This window comes from Rhodococcus sp. T7 (genome assembly GCF_009872365.1).
Classification (GTDB): domain Bacteria; phylum Actinomycetota; class Actinomycetes; order Mycobacteriales; family Mycobacteriaceae; genus Rhodococcus_F.
Map to the genome: position 1 here is coordinate 1 of NZ_WXYH01000252.1, position 1,017 is coordinate 1,017.

The 1,017-nt window shown below is 63.2% G+C and carries 1 pseudogene; it reads left to right on the plus strand.

Annotation, left to right across the window (positions count from 1 at the left end):
• Positions 1-291: 291 nt before the first annotated feature.
• A pseudogene (locus MLGJGCBP_RS22050) lies at positions 292-901 on the plus strand (IS3 family transposase); the annotation flags it as partial.
• Between the last annotated feature and the right edge of the window lie 116 nt (positions 902-1,017).

Sequence of the window (1,017 nt, forward strand, 5' to 3'; positions counted from 1 at the left end):
AACTCGGCAGCAACCAGATCGAGGACCACGCAATCAGTATCGTCCATCTGTCAAGCATGTGCCGTTGCAGTACTAGGGCACGACTGTGATCCCACCCAAAAAGTGGCGTGTCCTGCATCACAGTATCCGAATCGTCGTGTCGAGGAACTCCTCGTCGATCAGCTCCTGGGGGTTTCCCCCTGAATGAGGACATCGTGAACACTAGGTCGTGAAGGACCCAGAGGAAGAGATGTCACCAATGGTCATGAAGGCGTACTCGGCGGAGTTCAAGGCCAATGCCGTCGCGCTGTTACCACGGTCCCCGAACCCTCCGCGGCTCCGGTGCCGGACCTGATCCGGCGGGACTTCACTGCGAGCGCGCCGAACACCCGATACGTCGGCGACATTCCCCCGAGCACTGCGTGCAGGTAGGTACCCCACCTACCTCCCCGTCGGGGACGGCCAGTTCCCCTACCTGGCAACGGTCTTGGACCTGAACTCGAAACGGCTGGCGGGTTGGTCGATCGCTGCACACATGCGCACCGAGCTGGTCACCGACGCGCTGCGGGCGGCAGCCGCCGCCCGTGGTGCCAGCGGTCTCGACGGGGCAATATTTCACAGCGACAACGGCGCCCAATACGTCTCGCAGAACTTCGCGGATGTCTGCCGCGAGCTGGGAGTGACCCGGTCGCAGGGCGCAGTCGGAACGTCAGCGGACAGCGCCGCTGCCGAATCGTTGAACGCGACGTTGAAGCGAGAGACGCTGCAGGGCACAAAGCGCTGGACCAGCGCGGCTGAGGCCCGCGCCGCCGTCTTCCGCTGGATCACCCACTACAACACGCGAAGGAGGCATTCCACTCTCGGTCAGATCTGTCCGATCGAATACGAGAAGCGATCGGCTACGCTGGCCACCGCAGCATAGGAATTGGTGTCCACATCTCGGGGGAAGCCCCCTGATGCTGCCCGGGTACCGACCCGGGGCAGGCCGATCACCCACACGTATCCGCCACGAGAGTTAGCCTCGGGCTTTCACGCTGG